The organism is Streptomyces mirabilis, assembly GCF_039503195.1.
Taxonomy (GTDB): domain Bacteria; phylum Actinomycetota; class Actinomycetes; order Streptomycetales; family Streptomycetaceae; genus Streptomyces; species Streptomyces mirabilis_D.
Genome location: NZ_JBCJKP010000001.1, coordinates 5,233,110 through 5,245,967, shown reverse-complemented (window position 1 = coordinate 5,245,967; position 12,858 = coordinate 5,233,110). Strand labels below are relative to the sequence as shown.

Below are 12,858 nucleotides of genomic sequence, written 5' to 3'. Positions count from 1 at the left end.
GCTGCGTCGATGGGCCGATTGATCCGTCGGCATCCGCCGGTAGGGCGAACGTCACGCCGCCGCAGCTCCTTTGGCCTCGAAGGTACTACTTGCATTGATATAGGTAGTTTCTGAGATTAAGTGACGGTGCATCACGATTCTGTGAGATCTCGTCGCGAGTACAGCGGCCTGTGGCCTGACCAGAGCTCGCCTCAGTCGCCAGGAAGCCTGGCGACCGAGGTCAACGGTGACAAGGAAGGACTCGTCCATGGCAGTGGATGCCATCCCCTCCGCCCCTCCCGACAGGCGGCGAACACGGAGATTCAGAGCAACTGTCGTCATGGTGCCCGCGACCGCGCTGCTACTGACGATGACTTTGATCTCGAACCTTGCGCGCGCAGCCGAGGCCCCGGTGGGATTGGGGACCGCCACGAGTTACGCGGTCCTGGCCGGTACAAACGTCACCAATGTGGTCGTCCCCCCGGTCCCCCCACGGTCGTCAACGGCGACCTGGGAGTCAGCCCTGGGAGCTCGGTGACGGGCTTTCCGCCCGGAATCGTCAACGGAGTGCAGCACGTCGCCGATGCCGCCGCCCTTCAGGCTCAGTCCGACCTGACCATCGCATACAACGACGCGGCCAGCAGGGCAACCAACACCAACCTGACGTCCCCGGGCAACATCGGCGGACTCACGCTGGTTCCCGGCGTCTACAACGCTTCGTCGTCGCTGAATCTCACCGGGACTGTCACTCTCGACGCCAAGGGTGACCCGAACGCCGTCTTCATCTTCAAGATCGCCTCCACTCTGATCACGGCCCCGGCGAGCAACGTCCTGCTCGTCAATGGAGCGCAGGCCTGCAACGTGTTCTGGCAGGTGGGGAGCTCCGCCACCCTCGACACCAATTCCTTCTTCAAGGGCAACATCCTGGCCCTGCAGTCCATCACGGTGAACACCAACGCGGCGATCGAGGGCCGGGCGCTGGCGCGTAACGGTGCGGTCACGCTGGACCACAACGTCATCACGAGGGCGGTTTGCATGACAGGCCCGGCCGGGCCTCCTGGTCCGACCGGACCCGCCGGGCCTTCTGGGCCTGCTGGTCCGACCGGATCCACTGGCCCCTCTGGGCCTCCTGGTCCGACCGGACCCGCCGGGCCTTCTGGGCCTGCCGGTCCGACCGGATCCACTGGCCCCTCTGGGCCTGCTGGTCCGACCGGCCCCTCTGGGCCTGCTGGTCCGACCGGACCCGCCGGACCCTCTGGGCCTCCCGGACCCTCTGGGCCTCCCGGTCCGAAGGGAGACAAGGGTCCGAAGGGTGATAAGGGAGACAGGGGCCCTCGGGGGCATAAGGGAGACAAGGGCGACAAGGGAGACAGAGGCCCGAAGGGGCATAAGGGAGACAGGGGTCCTAAGGGCCATAAGGGAGACAAGGGATCGTGGGGTAACGGCTACAAGAGCGGCAGTCACAAGGCTCGATAACAGCCGCTCGTTCTCATGGCCGTATTGCAACGTCGGCGGCTTCTGAGAAGCAAAGTCTCACGTTCACGAGGAAACTGCGCCCCTGGATACAGGGCGGATTCAAAGGGACCGTCGCAACACGTGATCATTGACGTGTGGTGGCGAGCGGTTATGCAGACGCTCGGCTGGGGTTTCCCAGCCGAGCGTCTTGCGTGGGCGGCTGTTGCGTTCGGCTGCGACGGTGTCCAGGTGCTCGCGGTCGCGCACCGAAAGGTCGGTGCCCTTAGGGAAGTACTGCCACAGCAGTCCGTTGGTGTTCTCGTTCGAGCCGCGCTGCCAGGGACTGGCCGGGTCGTAGAAGTGGACCGATCGCTGGGTCCTCTCTGCGCTCGTACTCCACGGAGTCCGCGGGAGGGCTCGGGCACAGGGACCCGCGGGGCCTTTCTCTCTGGGGAGGCCGACAAGGCCGGCACAGCCCTAGGCCTACCCGCGTCGGCCTGGGGCCCTGGACCGGGTGCTGATGATCAGCGCAGTGGGCACGGGGCGTGGAACAGAGCCAGGGGACCCCACGTGGACCATGCCCCCGTGAGACGCTCGGGGCCGGGTAGGCTGTACCCGCTCCGACCCTGGTGGGCGGGGCCGAGGTGGGTTGCCCGAGCGGCCTAAGGGAACGGTCTTGAAAACCGTCGTGGCAGCGATGTCACCGTGGGTTCAAATCCCACACCCACCGCAGGTGAACGGCCCCTGACCAGGTGAATCGGTCGGGGGCCGTTCTCATGTGCGTTGTCCGCCAACCTCCGTGGTTCCACGTCAGTCACCGGTGGATCGGGCACGGTAGGGGCACGGCGTCTTCTGATCCGTAGCTCTGTGAGGATCGGTCGCTGATGGCATCGCCCCAGTTCCGATCGACCACGCCGCCTCTCTCCGCGCCTGTACGGAGCGGTCGACGGAGCGCATCAGGGGTGGGCACCCTCGGTGCCCTCTGCGACTGGCTTTCGCCGTGGTGGCCGGTGGCTACCGCGGCGCGGACGTGCGGGCACAGGGCACAAGGTAAACGCTCTCAGGAGTTCTCACTGAGGTCGTTGGCGAAGGACACAGAACTCGTTGCCTTCGGGGTCTGCCATGACGACCCACGACTGGTCACCCTGACCGATATCGACACGCTGTGCGCCATGAGCCTCAAGGCGAGCCACCTCGGCGTCCTGATCATCAGGCACGAAGTCGAGATGCAGCCGGCTCTTGGCCTTCTTGGCCTCATCGAGCCGGACGAACTCCAACCCCGGTCGGCGATCCGGCTCCGGGCGGATCGCGAACTCCACATCAGAGGAGTGGACCACCACCCAACCAAGAGCCTCGGCCCACCACTGCCCCAGGGCCTCCGGATCTGCCGAGTGAACAATTACGTTTTGCCATTCCAAGGTCATCAGCCGAGCCTAGGCCTACCGGGGCATCGCGGACAGGCGCTTGTAGCGCTTGAGGGGAGCCGTGCAGCGGCTGATTGGTGGGCCGGCCGATCCCCCGCCGGAGGCATCGTCCTTGACCGTGGCGGGCTCCGTCCGGTGCTCGACTTTTGGCCCTGGCCGTGGTCCTGGTCCTGTCCATGTGTGGGTGGGCGTCGGCGCAGCCGGGAAGGCCGTCCGGCGGAGCGGAGCGCGGCCGGGTGCTTGCAGAGCTTCCGGGCACCTCCTGCGGCAGGCCCGCGACGGCTCACACTTCGAAGTCCTGGGCGGCTTCCTCCCAGGGGATGGCGCGCAGGGCCGGATCGGCGGTGTGGCCGGACGGGAGGTCGGTGGTGGCCTGGAACCACGCGACCGCGAGGGCCGAGCGGTGGAGGACGGGGTCGACGGCGGGGTCGACCGCGCTGGAAAAGAAGAGGCCGACACAGGTCACGGCGGGGAGCAGTTCGACCGGACCGAAGCCGCGGGCGGGCAGGTCCGGATGGTCTCGGTGGGGTGTGACGAGGTGCGTCGGGGTGTTGGGGAACGTCGCCGCGGTGCGTCGGGCCAGGCCGTCGACGATGCGGTCGTTCCAGCGCTTGAAGGGGTAGCCCTCGAGCATTCCGCCATAGGTCGAGGTGAGACGCAGGTCGGATATCGCGACGGTTCTGCCCGAGGTGAGGGTGACGCGGGTCAGGGCCATGGCCCGCAGCCTAGGGACGGGCGGTTCGTGGTGTCGTGCCGTTTTCCGGTGGTCCGGGGCGTGGGAACGTCATCCGGGACGCCGAGGCGATCGTCGAGCGGGCCTCGCGTTCGGTGAGACCGGTGCGGACGGCGGCCTCGACGAGTGCGGTGGTCAGCTCCGCGCCGATGCCGTTCTCGTAGGCGCGGCAGGCGGCCCAGAAGAGGCGGGTGTTGCGCTGGCCCTCGTGGGCGGCGAGCACGAACTGGACCAGCCCCTGGCCGTGTTGGCCGGTCGCAGGGGGCGCGCGGTGGTGTGTGCGGGGCGGGGGCGTGAGCAGGCGCAGGAGTTCGCGCGGACAGGGCGCCGGCGCCAACTGGGCGGTGCCCGGGGCCGTTCCGTACACGCCGTGCTCGGTGCGGGAGCCGGGGCCGACCAGGTAGCCGCCGGCGCCGCGGATGTCGATGCCCGGGGCCAGTCGGCTCGCCGAGTTGGGGACGACCACGTCGGGCGGTCCGGTCAGCCAGAGGTGGCGGCCGCCGCTCGGGGTCAGCACGACCACCGTCTCCGGGATCGTGAACAGGTGGCGCAGGGCCAGTTCGCGCAGGGCGGCCGAGGAGTCCGTACCGGATTTGGTGTCGAGGTCGATGCCGATGAGGCGGTGCGGGTCGAGGCCGCAGGCGATGCCGTAGCCGGTCGCCCAGGGAGCGGCGGCGAAGAGCGCGCGGATGCGGCGGGGGTCGGTGGAGGCGTCGTACACGCCGTGTCCGAAGCGGCCGCATGCGCCGTGGCAGGGAGGGGACGTCGGGTCGGGATCGGGGTCGTCGCGGTGGGGGGAGCGCAGGGCCGGGAGCTTCGTGCGGGACAGCGGGATCACCGCGAGGCCGCGTTCGGCGGCGGACAGGGCGTGGGCCAGGGCCAGGGTCGTGGCCTGCCGGTCGATGGTGGCCATGCATCCATGTTCGTACGAGTGTTCGAAAAAGGGAAGGGCTTGCCGGGCGCGGGGGTGTCGAGAAGGTGATTTAGGCAGGATTGGCCAAAAAGTGGCGGAACGGTTCCCCTCTTGGGGTGCCCGGGGTCGAGCTGTCCGATCCGGTCTGAGCTGGGGTTTCTTGTCATGAAGAGGGTTTATCGACATGTACTCACGCTTGAGGGCGAATCACGGCTTCCGGGGTGGTTCGCCGGGGATTCGGTGGGCAACTCTGGACTCGCGACGTCGTGAGCAGCGCCGGGGCGGTCGGCCAACCGCCTTGGAACGAGCAGTACTTCCCGGTTCGCGCCGGTCCGTACATCCGGTTCTTGGAGGAATTCACATGGCAAGCATCCGTACCGCCCGTGTTCTCGCCGCCGTCTCGGCCCTGCCCCTCGCCGCGGCCCTCTTCACGGGTGTCGCCGCGGCGGACAACGGCGCATTCGCGGACGACGGATCGAACGCGGGCGTGGCAACCGTCAGCGGCAGCGGGGTCGGACACAACAACAGCGGCAACTCCTCCACCACGCAACAGCAGGCGGTCGGCGCCGGGGCCTCGAACCAGAGCAACACGGCGCAGGTCAAGAACTCCGCGTTCACGGCCATCGACCAGTCGCACACCGTCATCAACTTCACCAACCTCTGGTGAGCCGGGGCCGATTCGCCCGCTTTCGACGGGCTCATCGGCCTTGAAGCACCGTGTGGGGTGCTCTGGGGGTGGAAAAGCGTCTGCGCGACGGCACTTCGGTGCCGTCGCGCAGACGCTTTCGCGCATCCCTCCCCGGCGGTCCCCTCCCGTCGTGACCTTGACAGCTCCCACTATCTGACGGACAGTCAGAAAGCCTTGTTCGTACGAGGTCCGGGAGGGCCGCCGCCGTGCACCTCGCCCCCACCGAGCGCCAGCAACGGCTGCGCGCCGAACTGCGTACGTACTTCCGGGACCTGATGCCCGACGGTCCCCCGCCCGCCGACGACCCCGGCAGACAGCGCGCGCTGCTGCGCCGCATCGGCGCCGACGGACTGCTCGGCATCGGCTGGCCCGTCGCGTACGGGGGCCAGGGGCGCGGAGCCGACGAGCAGTTCGTTTTCTTCGACGAGGCGTACCGGGCCGGAGCGCCGGTGTCGATGGTCACGCTGAACACCGTCGGACCGACCCTCATGAAGTACGGGAGCGAGGCGCAGAAGGAGTACTTCCTGCCGCGCGTCCTCAGCGGCGACCTCGTCTTCGCGATCGGGTACTCGGAGCCTTCGGCGGGCACGGACCTGGCCTCGCTGCGCACCCGCGCCGTGCGGGAGGGCGAGTCCTGGCTGATCGACGGGCAGAAGATCTTCACCTCCAACGCCCAGCACGCCGACTGGATCTGGCTCGCCTGCCGCACCGACCCCGACGCGCCCAAGCACCGGGGCATCTCGATCGTCCTCGTGCCCACGGACGCGCCGGGTTTCTCGTGGACACCGATCGAGACGGTGGGCGGGCTGACCACCACGGCCACGTACTACGACGGCATCCGCGTCCCCTCCTCGAACCTCGTCGGCGAGGAGAACGGCGGCTGGGAGCTCATCACCAACCAGCTCAACCACGAGCGGGTCGCCCTCGCCGCGATCGGCATGCAGGCCGAGGACTTCTACGCGGCCGCGCTGCGCGCGGCACGCACCCCCGATCCGGTGACGGGGCGGCGGCGGGTTGACGAGCCCTGGGTGCGTTCTCGGCTGGCCGAAGTGCATGCCCGGCTGGCGGCATCGCGCCTGCTCAACTGGCGTTTGGTGGGGGATGTCGGGGCCGGCCGACTGGCCCCGGGCGACGCGAGCGGCGTGAAGGTCGCGGGAACGGAATCGGCGGTCGCTTCGTACCGAATGTGTCAGGAAGTCGTGGGTCCGCAGGCGCTGGTGCGCTCCGGTTCGCCGGGTGTGTTCGGGGACGGCGAGCTGGAGCGGATGAACAGGGCGGCGCAGATCAACACGTTCGGGGGCGGGGTGAGCGAGGTGCAGCGGGAGATCGTGGCGACCATGCGGCTCGGGATGGCGAGGGGGCGGCGGTGAGCGACGAGGTGGCCGAGCTGGAGGCGCGGCTCAAGGCGTACGAAGGGCGTGCGGCCGCCGTCGCGGGCGTGGGCAAGGACCCGGTCAACGAGCCGATGATCCGGCACTGGTGCGAGGCGATGGGCGACACCAACGCGGCGTACACGGGTCCGGACGCCGTGGCGCCGCCCACCATGCTCCAGGTATGGACGATGGGCGGCCTGTCCGGGCACGAGGGCCGCTCGGACGCGTACGACGAACTGCTCGGCCTGCTCGACGAGGCCGGCTGCACCTCCGTGGTCGCCACCGACTGCGAGCAGGAGTATCTGCGCCCGCTGCGTCCCGGCGACGAGATCACCTTCGACGCGGTGATCGAGTCGGTCTCCGAGCGCAAGACCACCAAGCTGGGCACCGGGCACTTCGTCACGACACGGATGGACGTACGGGCGAACGGGGAGCCGGCGGGGACGCACCGGTTCCGGATCCTCAAGTACGCCCCCGCGCGCACCAGGTCCAAGGCGGCCCGGCCACGACCGGTCGTCAACCGGGACAACGCCGGGTTCTGGGAGGGCGTCGGCCGGCACCAGCTGCTGATCCAGCGGTGCGGCGGCTGCGGGACGCTGCGGTTTCCCTGGCTGCCGGGCTGCGGCGCGTGCGGCTCCCCGGAGTGGGACACGGTCGAGGCGAGCGGAGAGGGGACGGTCTACTCGTACGTCGTCATGCACCACCCGCCGTTCCCCGCCTTCGACCCTCCGTACGCCGTGGGCCTGATCGAACTGGCCGAGGGTGTCCGGATCGTCAGCAACGTCATCGGGGTGCCGTCCGACAAGGTGCGGATCGGGATGCCCGTGCGGCTCCGGTTCGAGCGGTACGACGAGGAGCTGGTGCTGCCGGTCTTCCGGGCCGGTGCGGAGGGGGGACGCTGACATGGACTTCACGCCCACCGAGGAACAGGCGGCCGCCCGCGCCCTGGCCGCGCGGATCTTCGGCGACCTCTCCACCCCGGAGCGGCTCGCCTCCCTCGATCTCTCGGCTTCGCTCGAGCAGGGGGACTTCCATCCGGCACCGGCAGCGACGCCGAGACATGGAAGGCGCTGTGCGCGGCCGGGCTGGTGGCGGCCGTCGCGGACACGGGGCTCCTCGGCCTGGTGCTGCTCCTGGAGGAGCAGGGGCGGACCACGGCCCAGGTGCCGTTCGCGGCGAGCTGTGTGTACGGGCTGCTGGCGGTGTCCGCCCACGGATCACCGGAGCAGCGGGAGCGGCTGCTGCCGGGGATCGGGGACGGGACGGCCGTGGTGTGCGGGGCGGTCTTCGAGCCGGGGGGTGTGCGGGCGGACGCGGCGGGGCGGTTGAGCGGAGTCGTCCCCGTGGTGCCGTGGCTGCGCGACGCCACCCATGTGCTCGTCGCGGACGACCGGCGCCGGTTGTGGCTCGTGCGGACCGCTGACGCGCGGTGCGCGCCGGTCGAGCTGACGGCGCCCTGGGCGGCGGGACGGCTGACGCTCGACGGGACGCCGGGGGAGCCGGTGGGCGGGACGGACGCCTACGACGACGTGCTCGCCACCGCCCGGACGGCCTTCGCGGGGATGCAGGCCGGGGTGTGCGCCGGGTCGCTGGCACGAGCAGTGGAGCACACCAACACGCGCGAGCAGTTCGGACGTCCGCTCGCCGTCAAGCAGGGTGTCCAACTCCAGGCCGCGGACGCGTACATGGACACCGAGGCGATACGCGTGACGGCGTACGAGGCGGCGTGGCGGCGCGACGAGGGGCTCGCGTACGCGACGCACGCGCTGACCGCGGCCTGGTGGGCGTCCGAGGCGGGTCAGCGGGTCGTTCACGCGGGCCAGCATCTGCACGGAGGGACGGGCGCCGACCTGGAGCACCCGGTGCACCGGCACTTCCTGTGGGGGCGGCAGCTGGACGCGTACCTGGGGTGCGGGAGCGAAGTCCTCCAGGAACTGGGGGAGCTGATCGCGAGCGGGGAGGAGGAGACATGAGGGCCGGGGAAGGGGAGCGCGCGCGGGTCGGAGAGGGCGAGCGCGTGCGGGCTGGGGAGCGCGCGCGGGTGCGGGTCGGAGCGGGCGAGCGGGTGCGGGCCGGTGATGAGCTGCCGCCGCTGGAGATCGAGATCACGCGCACGCTGATCGTGGCCGGGGCGATCGCGTCCCGGGACTACCAGGACGTGCACCACGACGCCGAGCTGGCACGGCACAGGGGCTCCCCCGACGTCTTCATGAACATCCTGACCACCAACGGCCTCGTCGGGCGGTACATCACGGACCACTTCGGACCGGACGCCGTCCTCCGCAAGGTGGCCGTACGGCTGGGAGCACCCAACTACCCGGGCGACACGATGGTGTTGACCGGCAGGGTCGAAGAGGTCGAGGGCGACACCGCGACCGTGCGCGTCGTCGGGGCGAACGGCATCGGCAGACATGTGACCGGGACCGTGACGGTCACCCTGCCGCCCGGAGGCGCCTCGTGAGCGTACGCACGAGGGACCGGCTCGGCGGCCGGGCGGCGATCGTCGGGATCGGGGCCACCGAATTCTCCAAGGACTCCGGGCGCAGCGAGCTGACGCTCGCCGCGGAGGCGGTGCGGGCGGCGCTCGACGACGCGGGACTGACACCGGCCGAGGTGGACGGGATGGTCACGTTCACCATGGACACCAGCCCGGAGATCACCGTCGCCCAGGCGGCCGGGATCGGCGAGCTGTCCTTCTTCTCCCGGGTGCACTACGGAGGCGGCGCGGCCTGCGCGACCGTCCAGCAGGCGGCACTCGCGGTGGCGACCGGGGTGGCCGAGGTCGTCGTCTGCTACCGGGCGTTCAACGAGCGGTCGGGGCGGAGATTCGGAGCGGGGGTGCAGCAGCGGGAGCCGTCGGCCGAGGGCGTCGCGCTGGGCTGGGCCCTGCCGTTCGGGCTGCTCACCCCGGCGTCCTGGGTGGCGATGGCGGCCCAGCGGTATCTGCACACCTACGGACTGACGCCCGAGGCCTTCGGCCACGTCGCCGTGGTGGACCGCAAGTACGCGGCGACGAACCCGGCGGCGTACTTCCACGGCAGACCGATCACCCTCGCCGAACACGCGGCCTCGCGATGGATCGTGGAGCCGCTGCGGCTGCTGGACTGCTGCCAGGAGACGGACGGCGGCCAAGCGCTGGTCGTCACCTCCGTGGAGCGTGCCCGGGAGCTGCCGCATCCGCCCGCGGTGATCACGGCGGCGGCCCAGGGCGCGGGCCGGGCGCAGGAGCAGATGACGAGTTTCTACCGGGACGAGTTGACCGGGCTGCCGGAGATGGGGGTCGTGGCGCGCCAGCTGTGGCGGACCTCGGGGCTGACCCCTACGGACATCGACGTGGGCATCCTGTACGACCACTTCACGCCGTTCGTGCTGATGCAGTTGGAGGAGTTCGGGTTCTGCAAGCCGGGGGAGGCCGCGGACTTCGTTGCCGAGGAGCGGCTGCCGCTGAACACCCACGGGGGGCAACTCGGGGAGGCGTACCTGCACGGGATGAACGGGGTGGCGGAGGCCGTTCGCCAGCTGCGCGGCACGTCCGTGAACCAGATACCGGGCGCCGGTCGCACCCTGGTCACCGCGGGCACGGGGGTCCCCACGTCGGGGTTGATCCTGGGGGCGGACGGGGGATGAGTACGCTGTGGGGCTCGCCCCGCTCTCCCCACTCGCCCCGCGTCGCGGAGTCCTCGGGGCCCCTCGGGGACATCCCGGGTAGTACGGCGGCAGCCGCCGTACTACGGCCGTACGGGTCTCTCAGGGGTGAACCCTCAGGGTGCAGGCGCCGCTCGTCCACCCTCAGGAGGTGGGGCCAGCCCCCCTCCTACAACCTGAGGGGGACACCTCTTCGGGACCTGCGGCCGATCCGAAAAGGTAGGGGTCACTCCTAGCGTGGAGCCATGACCTCACTCGTCTGCACCAGCGGTTCGAACGGCGGGACACGGACCCTTCCGTATCCGTCGTTCTCGTCGTACATGAAGGCCCGCCAGCCGGTGCTGCTGCGTACCGCCCGCTCGCTGACCGCGAACCCGAGCGACGCCGAGGACCTGTTGCAGACCGCGCTGGCCAAGACCTACGTCGCGTGGGAGCGGATCGAGGACCATCGCGCGCTCGACGGCTATGTACGGCGTGCGCTGCTGAACACCCGGACCTCGCAGTGGCGCAAGCGCAAGGTCGACGAGTTCGTGTGCGACGAGCTCCCGGAGCCCGAGGACGTTCCCGCCGGGGACCCGGCCGAGCAGCAGGCGCTGCACGACGCGATGTGGCGCGCGATCATGAAGCTCCCGGCGCGGCAGCGGGCCATGGTCGTTCTGCGGTACTACGAGGACCTGAGCGAGACGCAGACCGCGGAGGTGCTCGGCGTCTCGGTCGGCACGGTCAAGTCGGCGGTGTCACGGGCGTTGGGCAAGCTGCGCGAGGACCCGGAGCTGGAACCCGTGCGCTGACCTTCGGCAGATCCGGGCCGAACGGCCCCTGCGGGAAGTTCCCGTCCGAGCCGAACGACCCCTGTGACCTGATCGATCGTCCGGAGCTAGTGACATACCGCGTGGTATGTGCGCAGAATCAGCGCATCCCTTACCACCTCGTAGGCAATGTCGCCCCGGGAGGACGCCGTGCTGAGCACGATGCAGGACGTACCGCTGCTGATCTCGAGGATCCTGACCCACGGGTCGGCCATCCATGGCACCTCGCAGGTGATCACCTGGACGGGTGAGGGAGAGCCGCAGCGCCGTTCCTACGCCGAGATCGGCGACCGGGCCGCCCAACTCGCGCACGCGCTGCGCGAGGACCTGGGTGTCGAGGACGACGACCGTGTGGCGACGCTGATGTGGAACAACGCCGAGCACGTCGAGGCGTACTTCGGTATCCCCTCCATGGGCGCGGTCCTGCACACGCTCAACCTCCGCCTCCCCGCGGAACAACTCGTCTTCATCGTCAACCACGCCGCCGACCGCGTCATCATCGCCAACGGCTCGCTGCTCCCGCTCCTCGCGCCGCTGCTCCCCCATCTGCCGACGGTCGAGCACGTGGTCGTCTCGGGCCCCGGTGACCGTTCGCTGCTCGAGGGCGCGAGCGTCCAGGTGCACGAGTACGACGAGCTGATCGCAGGCAAGCCGACCACGTACGACTGGCCGGAGCTGGACGAACGTGCCGCCGCGGCCATGTGTTACACCTCCGGCACCACCGGCGACCCCAAGGGCGTCATCTACTCCCACCGTTCGATCTACCTGCACTCCATGCAGGTCAACATGGCCCAGTCGATGGGGCTCACCGACCAGGACACCTCGCTCGTGGTGGTCCCCCAGTTCCACGTCAACGCCTGGGGCCTGCCGCACGCCACGTTCATGACCGGCGTCAACCTCCTCATGCCGGACCGTTTCCTCCAGCCCGCGCCGCTCGCCGAGATGATCGAGTCCGAGCGGCCGACGCACGCCGCGGCCGTCCCCACCATCTGGCAGGGCCTGCTCGGCGAACTGCACGCCGAGCCCCGGGACGTCTCCTCGCTCACCCAGGTCACCATCGGCGGCTCGGCCTGCCCGCCCTCCCTCATGGAGGCCTTCGACAAGCTGGGCATGCGCGTCTGCCACGCCTGGGGCATGACGGAGACCTCCCCGCTGGGCACGATCGCCCGGCCGCCGGCCAGTGTCGTCGGCACGGACGAGGAGTTCGCGTACCGCCTCACCCAGGGCCGCTTCCCGGCCGGCGTGGAGGCCCGACTCGCCGGCCCCAGCGGCGAACGCCTCCCCTGGGACGGCGAGTCCGCGGGCGAGCTGGAGGTGCGCGGCCCCTGGATCGCGGGTGCGTACTACGGCGGCCAGGGCGCCGAACCGGTTCGCCCCGCCGACAAGTTCAGCGAGGACGGCTGGCTCAAGACCGGCGACGTCGGCACGATAAGCCACGACGGCTTCCTGATCCTCACCGACCGTGCCAAGGACGTCATCAAGTCGGGCGGCGAGTGGATCTCCTCCGTCGACCTGGAGAACGCGCTGATGTCCCATCCGGCCGTCGCCGAGGCAGCCGTCGTCGCCGTCCCCGACGACAAGTGGGGAGAGCGCCCCCTCGCCACGGTCGTCCTGAGGGAGGGCGCCACCGCCGACTTCGTGTCGCTGCGCACCTTCCTCGCCGAGGAGGGCAAGATCGCCAAGTGGCAGCTCCCCGAGCGCTGGACGATCATCGAGTCGGTCCCGAAGACGAGCGTCGGCAAATTCGACAAGAAGGTGCTGCGCAGGCAGTACGCGGAGGGCACGCTGGACGTCACCCAGCTCTGAGGTCCTCGGCGGCAGAATGACGGTTGGGGTGCT

General features: G+C 69.9%; 11 protein-coding genes, 1 tRNA gene and 2 pseudogenes. 10 read left to right on the top strand and 4 right to left on the bottom strand.

Going from position 1 to position 12,858, the window contains the following annotated elements; all coding sequences use genetic code 11:
- Positions 1-120 precede the first annotated feature (120 nt).
- A complete protein-coding gene (locus tag AAFF41_RS24275) occupies positions 121-1,455 on the top strand; it encodes an ice-binding family protein (protein WP_343324623.1) in 1,335 nt (444 codons plus the stop codon).
- Positions 1,456-1,554: 99 nt separating this feature from the next.
- Here the strand turns inward: AAFF41_RS24275 and AAFF41_RS24270 are convergent.
- Positions 1,555-1,803, bottom strand: a pseudogene (locus AAFF41_RS24270) (transposase); the annotation flags it as partial.
- A 274-nt stretch (positions 1,804-2,077) separates the two neighbouring features.
- Here AAFF41_RS24270 and AAFF41_RS24265 point away from each other — a divergent pair.
- A tRNA-Ser gene (locus tag AAFF41_RS24265) sits at positions 2,078-2,164 on the top strand.
- A 340-nt stretch (positions 2,165-2,504) separates the two neighbouring features.
- On the opposite strand, the gene AAFF41_RS24260 is transcribed toward AAFF41_RS24265, so the two are convergent.
- The 3 genes from AAFF41_RS24260 to AAFF41_RS24250 form a co-directional block, all read right to left on the bottom strand.
- On the bottom strand, positions 2,505-2,858 hold the full coding sequence (locus AAFF41_RS24260) for a VOC family protein (protein ID WP_319751247.1): 354 nt from the start codon (positions 2,856-2,858) through the stop codon (positions 2,505-2,507).
- 283 nt (positions 2,859-3,141) lie between these two features.
- Positions 3,142-3,573, bottom strand: coding sequence for a hypothetical protein (locus AAFF41_RS24255; RefSeq protein ID WP_319751248.1), 432 nt, complete (start codon positions 3,571-3,573; stop codon positions 3,142-3,144).
- A 10-nt stretch (positions 3,574-3,583) separates the two neighbouring features.
- Entirely contained in the window at positions 3,584-4,504 is a 921-nt protein-coding gene (locus AAFF41_RS24250) for a bifunctional DNA primase/polymerase (RefSeq protein WP_319751249.1), read from the bottom strand.
- Positions 4,505-4,865: 361 nt separating this feature from the next.
- On the opposite strand from AAFF41_RS24250, the gene AAFF41_RS24245 reads away from it, so the two are divergent.
- The 8 genes and pseudogenes from AAFF41_RS24245 to AAFF41_RS24210 all read left to right on the top strand — a co-directional run bounded on the left by AAFF41_RS24245 (position 4,866) and on the right by AAFF41_RS24210 (position 12,825).
- Positions 4,866-5,171, top strand: coding sequence for a hypothetical protein (locus AAFF41_RS24245; protein ID WP_319751250.1), 306 nt, complete (start codon positions 4,866-4,868; stop codon positions 5,169-5,171).
- A gap of 227 nt (positions 5,172-5,398) precedes the next feature.
- A complete protein-coding gene (locus AAFF41_RS24240; RefSeq protein ID WP_319751251.1) occupies positions 5,399-6,562 on the top strand; it encodes an acyl-CoA dehydrogenase family protein in 1,164 nt (387 codons plus the stop codon).
- An 8-nt stretch (positions 6,563-6,570) separates the two neighbouring features.
- Positions 6,571-7,467, top strand: coding sequence for a bifunctional MaoC family dehydratase N-terminal/OB-fold nucleic acid binding domain-containing protein (locus tag AAFF41_RS24235; RefSeq protein ID WP_388414563.1), 897 nt, complete (start codon positions 6,571-6,573; stop codon positions 7,465-7,467).
- A gap of 1 nt (position 7,468) precedes the next feature.
- Positions 7,469-8,538, top strand: a pseudogene (locus tag AAFF41_RS24230) (acyl-CoA dehydrogenase family protein).
- Between the two features lie 92 nt (positions 8,539-8,630).
- Positions 8,631-9,026, top strand: a complete 396-nt coding sequence (locus AAFF41_RS24225) for a MaoC family dehydratase (RefSeq protein ID WP_319751332.1) — start codon at positions 8,631-8,633, stop codon at positions 9,024-9,026.
- On the top strand, positions 9,023-10,192 hold the full coding sequence (locus tag AAFF41_RS24220) for a lipid-transfer protein (protein ID WP_343324622.1): 1,170 nt from the start codon (positions 9,023-9,025) through the stop codon (positions 10,190-10,192). The genes AAFF41_RS24225 and AAFF41_RS24220 overlap by 4 nt, the downstream gene beginning before the upstream one ends.
- 263 nt (positions 10,193-10,455) lie before the next feature.
- Complete coding sequence (locus AAFF41_RS24215; protein ID WP_319751255.1) at positions 10,456-11,001, top strand: SigE family RNA polymerase sigma factor; 546 nt, start codon at positions 10,456-10,458, stop codon at positions 10,999-11,001.
- Positions 11,002-11,148: 147 nt separating this feature from the next.
- Positions 11,149-12,825, top strand: coding sequence for a long-chain fatty acid--CoA ligase (locus AAFF41_RS24210; protein WP_343324620.1), 1,677 nt, complete (start codon positions 11,149-11,151; stop codon positions 12,823-12,825).
- Positions 12,826-12,858: the final 33 nt, after the last annotated feature.

What these genes read in the sequence shown, in the direction of transcription:
- AAFF41_RS24260 (WP_319751247.1), bottom strand. Translation starts at nt 2,858, where the DNA reads ATGACCTTGGAATGGCAAAACGTAATTGTTCACTCGGCAGATCCGGAG.
- AAFF41_RS24255 (WP_319751248.1), bottom strand. Translation starts at nt 3,573, where the DNA reads ATGGCCCTGACCCGCGTCACCCTCACCTCGGGCAGAACCGTCGCGATA.
- AAFF41_RS24250 (WP_319751249.1), bottom strand. Translation starts at nt 4,504, where the DNA reads ATGGCCACCATCGACCGGCAGGCCACGACCCTGGCCCTGGCCCACGCC.
- AAFF41_RS24245 (WP_319751250.1), top strand. Translation starts at nt 4,866, where the DNA reads ATGGCAAGCATCCGTACCGCCCGTGTTCTCGCCGCCGTCTCGGCCCTG.
- AAFF41_RS24215 (WP_319751255.1), top strand. Translation starts at nt 10,456, where the DNA reads ATGACCTCACTCGTCTGCACCAGCGGTTCGAACGGCGGGACACGGACC.
- AAFF41_RS24210 (WP_343324620.1), top strand. Translation starts at nt 11,149, where the DNA reads ATGTCGCCCCGGGAGGACGCCGTGCTGAGCACGATGCAGGACGTACCG.